Origin of the sequence: Staphylococcus sp. GDY8P67P, assembly GCF_017892545.1 — a bacterium.
Classification (GTDB): domain Bacteria; phylum Bacillota; class Bacilli; order Staphylococcales; family Staphylococcaceae; genus Staphylococcus; species Staphylococcus ureilyticus.
Window position 1 is genome coordinate 65,401 of sequence record NZ_JAESLH010000015.1, and the last position, 12,672, is coordinate 78,072.

The window sequence follows — 12,672 nt, forward strand, 5'->3', positions numbered from 1 at the left end:
ATTTTAGTTGTTGAGAATTAGCTATTACTTCTCAACAACTTTTGTATTTAATAATGAAGAAACCTAGTAACTTTGAAATGATAAATATTTAGATATAAAAATTGTTTACAGCAATTTGGATTTATATTCGTTTAATTCAGATTAATTGTTAAGTTCATCATATTTTACGCTTAACAACCAATTTTCATTGGCACGATATTAATTACATCGTCAAATGGTATAGCGTTCCGTTTGATATTGAATTAATAAAATTGTAGTTATTTGAAGTTGTTCTTTGAATAAAGTGATATAACCGATATAATGGGTGTGAATAACTAGGAAAAGGTGAATTTAATGAAACAGATAAAAACTCATCATTTAAATCATAAAAAAAGTTTGAATCATCAATTTAAATTGTCTGGTATCGCACTGATTATGACTACGACTTTAATAGGATATGGTATAAATCCAACATCATCTGTAATGGCGAAAGAAAGTGCTGATGTGAAAGCTGATACACATTTGACTAGCGAACAAGCGTTAGAAAAGCAAATTCAACAATCTAAAGAAAAAATAAAGAAATTGAAAAATATAAAGCGTAGTGAAAAGCGTGATGCAATTCAAAAAATGGAGAAGGCTAAAAGCATTGAAGAGGCCAAAGTAATATTGGGAAAAGCTGAGAATGATGACAATCGCCTCAGTGAACAACAAAGCGTATCTGCTAACACCCAAACAGAAGATAGCAATATTACTGAAGATAATCATGAATCGGACGATGACAAAAAAGATATTTCAGATAATCAAAAACATGTAACTGATTATCAAGAAAAAACTGTTCCTAGTGAGAAAACAGACTCAAGTAACTTACCTGAGCAAGAAAATAATCAAACGCAAAACGCTCATGATCGCATAACTAGTGAAAATTCACAACAGAACTTAGATCAATTGCTTGATAAAATTGATGCATTATCAAATGAAGTTGATGGGGGTAAACTAAAAAACGATAATGAAGCGTTAAGAGATACTGGAGACAATCAAGAACAACAAAATGAGGTTGCGAAAAGCACTAACAGTACAGGTGAAAAAAATCAGGCAGAAAAAAACACACTTGAAAAAACGTCTCGTTCAGATCATGATGCTCCCCAACCATTAGAAAAATTTGAAAAAGATATTGATAAAGTAACGACAAAACAAGCTAAAAACAATGACAACTTAGATGACTATGTAGCAACTAAAGAAGCAAAGTTACAAACATTAACATCAATGCTTTCAGAGCGTGATTCAATATCTAAAGAGAATAAAAGTAAAATGGCAAAAGAAATTAAGCAAGTTGAACAAAATTTAAATGAACAACATGATATTGTGCTGGATCAATTGAAATCTGTAGACAATAAAGACCGAGCAGTTAAAGATATCATTAATCGTACTTTTGATGACAGACATGCTCAATCTATCTTAGAACGTATAGACACAGAAGGTAAAACAGATCAACAAATTGCCAATCAGGTAATCAGTCAATTAGACGGTTTGTCTACAACTTCAAGTAATGATATTTTACAAGCGATGTTTGATAAGACAGGCGATAAGCAAGCGTTGGTTAAAACGATATTGTCGACGCATTTGAACGATGTGGATGCATCTCGTATTGCTGAAAAAATTATGCGAGACAATCCTGAAAACGAACAAATTGTAGCGTTACTAAAACAAAATTTTGGGGACAATGTAACAAGTGATGATATTTTAGAAACGCTATTGGATCAATCTGAAGATAAACGCCAAGCCTTGGAAACGATGTTGGCTAGCAAATTAAATGATGCGAAGGCACAAGCACTTGCTGATGTTATTGCTAAAAAAGAAGATGCTAAGCATAATATTGTTGATTTAATGAAATCAGGTCTTGATCAACAGTTGAATGACTTATTAAAAGTTGATAAAGATATAAGTAACTTTAGAGATGATATCCATGGTATCTTTGAACCTTTAAAAAATACACCAAGCATTGCTGATACATTGGATAAAAGATCATTAAATAAAGGTGACAAGATATCGACATTATTGGATGCAGAGACACAACGACTTCAAAAACCAAGTCTGTTGAGTGGCTTATTCAGTGGTGATGGTTTATTAGATGGTGTGCGAGACATACCGAACCCATCACCTGGACGTGCTTTATCTATAGGTGAATCAGACGGTTTCTTGAGTGGTTTGTTCGATGATGAGGGTAATTTCTCGTTACCTGATGCTGGTACAGTAATGAAAAAATCAACGATTCCAGTAGGTATCGTGTTGTTAATCGTTGGTGGCGGACTGATATGGTTTGCTAAACGAAAACAGTCGAAAAAATTATAGTTTATCAATTTAAACAGGTGCTAAGGCTACTTGTTATCATATAAAAAATGCACCATTCAAAGTTAGTCACATAAGTGAGACTTTTGAAATGGTGCACTTTTATTTTGCAGAAAATGAGAATTTTAAAATAGTGATTGAATTCTATCATGTGTCTATATAAAGTTAGTTTTGTTTACCTGTAATATAACTTAAATCAGTAGCGACATCTGCATCAATGGTTCTGTGAGAAACGATGCCAAGTCCCTTAACATTTGATTCTGAAATAACGATAGAACCGTCATCGTTCACTTTTTCTACAAAAGCTACATGACCGTATATTGAATCTGCACCATGCTGACCTGCCTCAAATACAACGGCAGTATGTGTCTTAGGTGTTGAAGAAACCGTATAACCTTTTCTTTCTGCGCGATTGTTCCAATTTCTGGCGTCACCTAGATCTCCACCGACATATTGATCGAATTGCGACATACGGTGATAGACATACCACGTACACTGGCCATGTGGGTAAGGCGAGTGATTTGTGGTTTCTGAAAATGGCTTGAAATCGCTATTATCGTCATCGTTCTTCAATTTATAATCGTCTAAATCTGGCATTTGTTTACGGTCAAATTGTGTTAAGTCGTAGTGCTCAATAATGCTGTTAAGTTTGTCAGCGTATTGAGAATCAGTTGCATATGTGGTAGCCAGATGTGCAGTTGCTGACCGATAGTTATGTGCTTCGCGCTTCCACGTTGGTTTATAAATATTTGGATTGCCATCAATACCTTGTTTGATTAATTTAGCATAATCCTCTAATGATTCTTTTTCACTCGGATAACTACGGAAATCGGCTGAGATTTGGAACATGTTGTTTCCATTGTCTTCAAGAGTATTGAAAGTAGTGGATTTTCCTTGGTAAGTTCCCTTGATACCGAATAAGTTATAATGAGGTGCTTGTGCAAGTGCACTCATGCCAGAATCTGATTCTAATATGGCTTGTGCAATCATCACGGATGCGTAAATGTCTTCATCTTGGCCTATGTCATGTGCATCTTGTGCGATTGTTTTAATGAAGTCACGTGTATTTTTATTTTCAGTTATTGTCAGTTGATTTGTAGTGTTATTATCGCCCGACAAGTTTGGTAATTGTTGAAAAATAGCAGTAGTGCGTATGTTAGACTGCTTGGTATCATTTTCAAAGGATTGGGCCGGTTTTTCTTTTTTGGCTAATTGTGATTGAGAAGGTAACTGCGGATTAGCATGGTTACTTGATGGTTGTTCATCTGAGTCACTTTTCTTATTTTCAGAATCCTTATTTGATGAATGTGCTTTTTGAGATTCATATTGCTTTTGGTTATTTTTAGCGTCTTCACTATACTCGTCTAAAATTGATTCTAATACTCTATCTTCCGACGATGAACCGGATTGATTGTCTGTTGTGCTGTCATTGTCACGAGTGTCTGCGTCATCATCCTGCTCACCTGTATCATTATTACTTGTTGTTGTTTCATCATCTTGTTTATTCTGACTATGCCCATCCTGCGTTGTGTTTTCACGAGATTGATTTTGGTGTGAATCTGAATTGGATTCGGTATCATCTTGTTGCGCATCATGCTCATTTGTATATTGATTTGACTCATAGTGACTGTTTTTTGATTCACGCGCTGTGTCATTAGCATCGTTGTCATAATCTGTACGACTTTGTTCTTGTACAAATTCCTCACTATCTTCATTTGAATCATCATTTATCTCATTATCATCAATGAAAGTTGTCGCATTTGAATCTTCTGAATCAGTGTGGTCTGTTAATGAATTATTTTGTTTGTTATTGTCTTCGTTTGAATCATCGTTTTGTTTTAATGTGGAAGGGGTTTGGGTTGCTTCATTATTAGAAAGTAATTGATCCAGTAATTTAGATAAACTGTTATTGTCTTGGTTTTGTTTCAAAGGTGTTGGTTTAAACATATCAAATATGTTTGAACGATCATCGTCTGTTGATGTATCCCATGTATTTTTAGTTACATTTGTCGACGTTTTGTCAGAAGTCTTAGAATTATCGTTTTCTTGGCTGTTGTTCTGCTCACTTGTTTTAGCATGGCCATCATTTTTGCGATTTTGTTGATCTTCCCGTTCACTACTATACTTATTATCGCTAGATTTCTCTTTTACATCATTAGATTTCTCGTTATTAGTTTTATGATTTTGGGATGATGATAGCGATGAATCAGATTTTTCTTTGTCTTTGTCTTTCTGTGTCTCAGTTGACTGAGTAGTCATTGTATCTTCTTTTGAGGTTTCGGCTTTGGCATCATTGATAGGAAATGATGGCATAAGTAAAGAAGTTGAAAGTAAGCAAACTAATAATTTTTGTTGCCTCATGAAAATACCTCTTTCCTAAAATATATTATTTACTATATACAAAGTATTGTTTATCTTGGTAAACTGTTAATAGTCTTGCTTTTAGTTGATGTCTATCAACTATGAAAAGGTTAAACGTTATTAATGAATTCAGTATATCAATTTATATGCAATAAACAAATAGTAATTTGAATTTTATATAAGAAGAAATCACAGATCTAGTTTTTGAGGTGTATAAATGAAAAACGTAATAAAATTATTTTTTATGGATTTAAAAAAGATTGCTAAAGCGCCTAGTGTATTAGTGATTTTAGGTGGTTTAGCCTTGCTTCCTTCGTTTTATGCTTGGTTTAACTTGGATGCGACATGGGATCCATATGGTAATACTAAAAATATTAAAATTGCAGTTGTGAATGAAGATAATGGGGATAAAGTCAAAGGTAAAAAAATTAATGTTGGTGATCAAATTACCGATAATCTTAAAAAAGATGATAACTTTGATTGGCAGTTTGTAAGTAGAAAAAAAGCAGATCATGATTTGAAAATGGGAGAATATTATGCAGCCATTTATATACCAGATAAATTTACACACCAAATTACTGGTACGTTGCGAAAAGACCCACAACAAGCAAACGTTGAATATAAAGTGAACCAAAAACTTAATGCGATTGCGCCTAAAATGACTGATGCTGGAACAAGTGCTATCGTTCAAAAAGCGAATGAACAGTTTAATGAAACAGTGACACAAGCACTTTTAGATGAAGCGAATCGTCTAGGTGTAAAACTTGAAGAAGAGATTCCAACCATCAATAAAATTGAAGATGCTGTATCCGAAGCGAATAAAGCTATGCCAAAAATTAACGATTTTGCAGATACACTTATTTATTTAGATGAAAACCAAGATCAAATTGACAATTATGCGGATCGATTTAGAGGATTAGGTGACTATAAAGGTGAAGTTATCGATGCAGCAGATAAGTTAAATCAAGTTAATGCTGCAATACCTGCATTGAACGAGCGTGCTAAACTAATACTGGCATTAAATGACTACATGCCAAATATTGAAAATGCGCTTAATGTTGCTTCTAACGATGTGCCAGAAGCCTTTCCTAAAATCAATCGAGGTGTTGATATTGCCAGCACTGGGGTAGACGCTGGCTTACAAGGATTGAACGATGCACAAGGTTACTTGCCTGCGATTCAACAACGCGTAGAAAGTTACCAAGAAGTCGTTGATCGCGCACAAGATGCAAATCAAAATGTTAATCAACGCCTAGAAGATAATATACAAACTGAGCAGCAAAGTGCTAAGCGTTCAGGTCGATATTCAAATATTCAAACATCGCAAATAAGTAATAATCAAAGCGATGATGATGACAATGAACAACATGATTCTACAGTAAGTAGTAAAGATGTTAATGCTATGCAATCTTCATTATCAGAGTCATTGTTATCACTTTCTAATTATGCTGACAAACAAGCCGAAAGTAGTCAGGAAGATATCAAAGCGTTGGAAAATGTCACATATGGTATTTTATCTACAGACAAACCTAAAGATTTTCAAAAAACACTGGATCATATTAAATCCAGACTGGAAATGACTAGTAAATTTAATCAGCAATTTATCGATATATTAACAGAACTAGAAGAGAGAGAAAATGTCGATTTATCGAATGAAATCAAAGAATTAGAATCGACAAATAATAAAATAAATGACTTAATTAAGCAGCAGAATCAACTTAGTGATGCACTGTCAAACGGAAGTTCTGGTAAGGCAGAAGCAGTAGCATTACTTAAAGACCTACCTCGCGTTAATCGTAGCTTGGATGATTTAAGAAATTATATTAAAACAGAACTAAATCAGAATTTGTTCGACATATCAAACGAAGTAATGTCTGTATTAAATGAAGGCGATGCTAGACTTTCAACGCTTCAATCGAAATTAAATACGATAGAACAGGTTATAAACTCTGGACAAAGTATTTTGACAACAGGCAAAGATAGAATCGAAGCGATTCAAAGTGCATTGCCAGCCATTGAGCAAAGATATATGGATGCAATGGCTACTGCACAAAATTATTATCCACAATTTAAACAAGGCGTTGCGAACGCAGCATCCTTTATTGAAAATGATTTACCAGGGTTAGAGCAACAATTGTCTGATACGACAGCAACAGTAAATAGCACGATACCGACCTTATTCAATCGTTACGATCGTTTAGTTGATATTTTGGATACCAATCAACCACGTGCCAAAGAAGGATTGCATAATTTAGCGAATTTCGCACGTAACCAATTACCAAATGTTGAAAAAGATCTTGCTAAAGCGAACAAACTATTTGATGAGATTGAAAAAGATGATGCGGTAGACAAAATGGTAGATTTATTGAAGAATGATTTAAAAAAACAAGCGAATGTGATTGCGAACCCAATAGATATTGATCAAAAGGATGTATTTCCTGTGAAAGACTATGGTTCAGCAAGCACGCCATTCTATACAGCCTTAGCCATTTGGGTAGGTGCGTTATTGATGGTGAGCTTATTAACGACAGATAATAAACACAAATCATTAGCACCATACCTATCAACAAGAGAAATATATTTAGGTAAAAGTGGATTATTCTACTTATTAGGTATTGTTCAAGCGCTTATTGTATCTATTGGTGATATCGTAATACTGAAAGCACAAGTGGAATCAATTGGTTGGTTTATTGGTATCGCAGTATTCGCATCAGTCGTATTTGTTACCATTGTTTATACTTTGGTATCACTGTTAGGAAATCCAGGGAAAGCCATTGCCATCATCTTTCTTGTGCTACAAATTGCAGGTGGTGGGGGAACATTTCCTATCCAAGTTACACCAGAGTTTTTCCAAACGATTCACCCTTACTTACCATTCTCTTATGCAATCGATGCATTAAGAGAAGCGGTTGGTGGACCTGTTCCTGAAATTCTAACTCAAAAATTAGTAATACTTTCATTATTTGGTATAGGATTCTTATTAATTGGTGTAATATTCAAACCAATTACAGATCCACTGATGAGAAAAGTAACTGAAAAAGCTGAAGAAAGCGATGTAATGGAGTAAAGTTGCTAACAAGTTAAACGTCATAATGATGTTTATCAGTTTGAATGATGATAGTGAAAAACAGTTTCGGGCTAAAACAGAAACTTAAAAATATAATGAGCGATGATTTCACTTCAAATAAGGGAGTAGGACAGAAATCTAATTTTATTTAAAAGATTTTGTTATCTCCTCTTGCTTGGGTAATTAGAATTGAAAAAAGTATAAAATGACTACCTAGAGCTGTAATTCATGCATAAGTCCCACTAACTCAATCAATTGAGAAGTGGGACTTTTATTTTTTGAATCAGTTTAGATTTTGAATGTATATGCATACTTGTTTAGAAAATAGTTCTAATTCGTAGTTGCTTTTCTATACTATAATCCTGTTGTGAGCCGTTAAAAGTGATTGAAGGTATGCATTTTAATATAAACAGACACTTTAAGGATTTCGAATTATTGCAACAATAAAAAACATCCTCGATAACAATCGAAGATGCTTATTAAATAGCTTAGATAATATTTTGAATAACTTCTTTGCGTAATTTACTTCTTAATTCTGCCATCGTATTTAAGTGGTATTTTTTATAATCACCTGAATCAATTCTAAAAGCGTGTATACCTAAAACTTCATTTTTACTATTTAAAATGGCACCTCCTGAAGAACCAGGTTCAGCCATCATTTGATAATAGCCCATTGGATTGATATTGCGAGCCATAAGGGAATATTTTCCCTTAGAATGATACATCGTACCCATAGGATCATTCTTGAATTTACCAGTTGGTAATCCATAATGGTACATATGAATAGGTGTATTAGCCTTGATATTAGTAATCGATTTTTCTGGAGCAATTTTACGTATTTTCATATACTTTGAAATATCTTCTTTTGTATATAATAATGCGACATCACCAAATTGCATCATTTTTACACCAATCACATTGAGAGAACGTGTGTAGGTTGAACCTTCTTGTAGCAGGTTCACTCTAAGATTTTGTAATGAAGATGGTGACATTGGTTTATGTGCTTCTGGATTATTGACGACGTGATTAGCTGTTAATATTGTATGTTTACCAATTGCAGTTCCAGTGCCATATGTCAGAGCTTTTTTAATAGGATTCCAATTAAATACGGTTGCAATATTGGCTGCTTTTGCAGTCGTATGTTCTAAAGTAACTCCTTTATTGCCGGACTTTTTCATGATTTTTAATGCATCATTGATGCCGGATGCTTCAGTCGTTTGACCAAAATCCCGCACATTATCGCTGCCTGGTATCTTTGATGACCAAGTTTTAGGTGCTTGATTATAGTAGTTGCTGTTTTTTGAAGTTTGCTTACTTGTTTTTGGAATAACCTTTACACTTTTAGATGCTTTTGCTTGATTAGCTAATGGTTTTGTTTGTTGTTTTTTTGTTGTTGAAGATAAGGTTTGTGGTTTTATATTTTTATTTATTTTAGTCGTATTCGTTTGTTTTTTTGTTGTTTTAGTTGAACTTGATAGTAACTGTGGTTTTATAGATTTTGATGTACGCTTAGAAGAAGTATGTTGAGCTACTCGAACTTTGGTTTTTGATGACCCACTTTGTTTTTGTTTAATAGATGCATTTGTTTTTTGATTTTTGTTAGTGGGCATAATAGCTTTATTTTTATTTTGAATTATTGGTTGTTTTGCTAGTTTTTTCTTTTGGGTTATTGGTGAGTGCGATTGTACTTTTATAGTTTTTGATGGAGGTTGCACATTTTTACCCAAAATTACTTTCGGAGTATCTTTTGGAGCCCCTTTTATAACTGGATTTTTAAATTCTATGTCTTTATTATTGTATTTCAATTTAGTGTTTTGCTTGGGAAATTGAACTTCATTTTGTTGTGATTTTAAATTGCTAGTACTAACTATTTTAGTATTTTTCCCGTCATTTGTAGTATTGATCTTTTTTGTTGCTTTTGTTGTTATCGGATATTTTTTAGTTACTTTATGGTTAGTTGGATAGTTGATATCAGTAGTGTTTTCAGCAGCCTCCATTGTATCAACATGAAATATTATCACCAAACAAATTATCATAGATATGGCGATGATTGCAGAAATATACTTTATTGCCCACGACGGTTTATTCACTTAATCTGTCCCCTCTGTTTTTGTGTAAAAAGTAAATAAGATTATTTCTTTAATATTATATACTTTTTCTTTTGTGTATGGCAATATATTTTTGAGAATAGGAATAATATAATGAAATAGACATTTGTTTGGCAAAATATACTTGTGATAACTATTTTTTTCTTTATTGTAGTATTTTTTTACTAATGTCATAAGCTATTAATCTTAAGTTAAACAATAATTTAATTATTGCATTTTAAAAAACATTGTGTATTATTAAAATTATAGAAAACATTAAGGGGAAAAGAATGAAAATGAATACGAATATACGTACTTTTTCTAGCAAGAAGTTAGTGCTAGGGCTTGTAACGACTGCTATTGGGATTAGCACGATTGCTTTAGTAAGTGAAAATGCACATGCGAGTACTTCAACAGTAAAATCACAAACAGTAACAAAAAAAACTAAAACTACGACTTTGACAACTAAACCAACTACAACGGTGAAAACAGTAAAGCCTGCAGTGGTAAAAGCAACGACAACAAAAGCTGCTACAAATGTAACGACTAAAAAACCACGAGCAACAGTAAAACCTATAGCGCAAAAAGCACCAGTGACGAAGCAGTCAGTACCTGTAAAAAAACCTGTTAGTAAAGCTATTTCAACAACGACGATTAAAGCACCTGTTACGTCCAAAGTACCGACGACAACAGCGAAGAAACCAAGTACAACAACAAAAGTACCGACGACAACAGCAAAGAAACCAAGTACAACAACAAAAGTACCGACGACAACAGCGAAGAAACCAAGTACAACAACAAAAGTACCGACGACAACAGCGAAGAAACCAAGCATAACAACAAAAGTACCGACGACAACAGCGAAGAAACCGAGTACAATAACAAAAGTATCGACGACAACAGCGAAGAAACCAAGCACAACAACAAAAGTACCGGCGACAACGGCGAAGAAACCAAGCACAACAACAAAAGTACCGACGACAACAGCAAAGAAACCTAGTACACCGATAAAAAGCACGACAATATCATCGACAAAAACGCAAACAATTCCAGTAAAGACACAGAGCACACCGACAAAGACTCAGGCTTCAAGTACAACAACGCCGCAGACTACAAAATCAAACACACCATCGACAGTACCTACACCATCTGCACCAGTACAACCCAGTACAATAGCAAACGCACCAGTCAAGACAAATGAAGCATCCCAAAACACAGTATCTCCTAAACTCGAAAATACGAACATTCAAGATAAGACATTACAGTCACAAGAAACAATAAAAGCAACTCCAGAAACGGAAACAAAGACAGCCAGTGCAACGCGTAAACAAGATTATTATAAGTCTATGACAGAATTATACAAAGATACGACAGAAGGTATCGACTGGAAGAAAGATACACGAAATGTCGGGAAATCAGTGTTGATAGTGGCACCACATGGTGGGAACATTGAACAAGGGACTTCAGAATTAACAAAACTAGTGGCGAATAATGGTGATTTTGATTATTTTTCATTTGAAGCGATACGTCCATCCAACAACACCCAATTACATGTAACATCTACAAATTATGATGATGCAACTTTGCATGAGATGATTCAAGATCGAACAGCTACCATTTCAATACATGGTGCTCAAGGTGAAGAACAACTCATATACTTAGGTGGTTATCAATCACCGCTTAGAGACGCCATTCAAAGTCAACTTGAACTTAAAGGATTTGTAGTGAAGATACCGCCAGAATACCTTGGTGGGCTGAGTAATGCTAATTTTATTAATAAAGTAGAGGAAAGCACAGGTGTTCAATTAGAACTAACGACCGCTTTAAGAAAAGCGTTTTTCAAAGATGAAGACACTAGCACAGCATCACGTAAAAAAATAGAAAATTGGACTACCACGATGTATGATTTTGCTGAAGCACTTAATGGTGCAATCAAGCAAGTCTATCCAGAAAATCAAGGATAATATATTGAATTTATTGCTAAAGTAGCACGTTTCAAGTTTTTAATTTTAATAAGTAGATTTCTTTTAATAAGCTAATGACCTCAATGCGTATGTATATACGTGTTGGGGTTTTTTATATATTTTAGTGAGATTCATATTCGGTTAGTCTAAGGGAAGTCTAAATCTTCCGATTTTCTGTAGAAAAACAATAATTGTAATTGCGCATATATTTATAAAATTGTATAAGGACATAGCATGTAGCGTTAATAAATAAATCTCTAAGTATAGATTTCAAAAACAAAGAAATGTTTGAATTCAAAAAAACATTGTAATATAATTCACGTTATTTCATGCAAAATGATAAATTCACATTTGCGAAAATTTGAACATACATAGATTAATCTAAAGAGGAGCACAATGATGAAGGTATATACATCTATTATTTTTTGGATGAGAGCAATTGCTTGTCTAAGTATTGTGATGATTCATACAATTACTACAACATTTTATAAATTTGAAATGCCGAATGATGGCTATTTATTAAGAGTTTTTCAATTACTGTTATTATACGCGACACCAATGTTTGTTTTTATTTCTGAGTTTTTATTAGCGAAACAATATAAGACACAGGTTAAAGAAGGATTTGTAAAACAGAAGTTGCTGACATTAGGGATTCCATATATCATCATTAACTTAGGTTTAGCGTATGTCTACGGGCAGCCTAATAATTTAATGGAATATTTAGATTCTGTACAATTTATGATGTTTCATGGAGGCACACTGACATATTTTATTGTTATTATTTTTCAATTTTATGCTTTACATATATTATTTGCGAAGCACTTAGTAAAACTTAATCCATTAAAATTAAAGTCAAGTCCAGACTCCT

6 protein-coding genes are annotated in these 12,672 nt (G+C 33.7%); 4 read left to right on the forward strand and 2 right to left on the reverse strand.

Annotated elements, in window-relative coordinates; translation table 11 throughout:
- Positions 1–333: 333 nt before the first annotated feature.
- Positions 334–2,328 carry a hypothetical protein gene (locus KA833_RS06390; protein ID WP_210128644.1) on the forward strand — a complete coding sequence of 665 codons (1,995 nt, stop codon included), beginning with the start codon at positions 334–336 and terminating at the stop codon, positions 2,326–2,328.
- Positions 2,329–2,490: 162 nt separating this feature from the next.
- Here the strand turns inward: KA833_RS06390 and KA833_RS06395 are convergent, their stop codons facing one another.
- Positions 2,491–4,686, reverse strand: coding sequence for an amidase domain-containing protein (locus tag KA833_RS06395; RefSeq protein WP_210139542.1), 2,196 nt, complete (start codon positions 4,684–4,686; stop codon positions 2,491–2,493).
- A 217-nt stretch (positions 4,687–4,903) separates the two neighbouring features.
- Between KA833_RS06395 and KA833_RS06400 the strand changes: the two genes are divergently transcribed.
- Entirely contained in the window at positions 4,904–7,753 is a 2,850-nt protein-coding gene (locus KA833_RS06400) for a YhgE/Pip domain-containing protein (protein ID WP_210128646.1), read from the forward strand.
- 488 nt (positions 7,754–8,241) lie between these two features.
- On the opposite strand, the gene KA833_RS06405 is transcribed toward KA833_RS06400, so the two are convergent.
- A complete protein-coding gene (locus KA833_RS06405; RefSeq protein ID WP_210128647.1) occupies positions 8,242–9,843 on the reverse strand; it encodes a trypsin-like peptidase domain-containing protein in 1,602 nt (533 codons plus the stop codon).
- A gap of 293 nt (positions 9,844–10,136) precedes the next feature.
- Between KA833_RS06405 and KA833_RS06410 the strand changes: the two genes are divergently transcribed.
- Both KA833_RS06410 and KA833_RS06415 read left to right on the forward strand, forming a co-directional pair.
- Positions 10,137–11,804 carry a poly-gamma-glutamate hydrolase family protein gene (locus tag KA833_RS06410; protein ID WP_245336275.1) on the forward strand — a complete coding sequence of 556 codons (1,668 nt, stop codon included), beginning with the start codon at positions 10,137–10,139 and terminating at the stop codon, positions 11,802–11,804.
- A gap of 399 nt (positions 11,805–12,203) precedes the next feature.
- The coding region (locus KA833_RS06415; RefSeq protein WP_210128649.1) for an acyltransferase family protein at positions 12,204–12,672 on the forward strand (469 nt) is incomplete at its 3' end.

Excerpts from the sequence above, each read along its gene's own strand:
- KA833_RS06400 (WP_210128646.1), top strand. The coding sequence starts at position 4,904 with ATGAAAAACGTAATAAAATTATTTTTTATGGATTTAAAAAAGATTGCT.
- KA833_RS06390 (WP_210128644.1), top strand. The coding sequence starts at position 334 with ATGAAACAGATAAAAACTCATCATTTAAATCATAAAAAAAGTTTGAAT.
- KA833_RS06410 (WP_245336275.1), top strand. The coding sequence starts at position 10,137 with ATGAATACGAATATACGTACTTTTTCTAGCAAGAAGTTAGTGCTAGGG.
- KA833_RS06395 (WP_210139542.1), bottom strand. The coding sequence starts at position 4,686 with ATGAGGCAACAAAAATTATTAGTTTGCTTACTTTCAACTTCTTTACTT.